Raw genomic sequence first — 255 nt, forward strand, 5'->3', positions numbered from 1 at the left:
TCGGTTCGGTCCTCCAGTTAGTGTTACCCAACCTTCAACCTGCCCATGGCTAGCTCACCGGGTTTCGGGTCTATACCCTGCAACTACTTCGCCCAGTTAAGACTCGGTTTCCCTGCGGCTCCCCTATACGGTTAACCTTGCTACAGAATATAAGTCGCTGACCCATTATACAAAAGGTACGCAGTCACCCTGACGAATCAAGGCTCCCACTGCTTGTACGTACACGGTTTCAGGTTCTCTTTCACTCCCCTCGCC

The 255-nt window shown here is 52.5% G+C and carries 1 rRNA gene; it reads right to left on the minus strand.

What is annotated here, in order from left to right:
* Positions 1 to 255, minus strand: a 23S ribosomal RNA gene (locus EAE92_RS24320); the annotation flags it as partial.

This window comes from Photorhabdus hainanensis (assembly GCF_018448965.1).
Lineage (GTDB): Bacteria > Pseudomonadota > Gammaproteobacteria > Enterobacterales > Enterobacteriaceae > Photorhabdus > Photorhabdus akhurstii.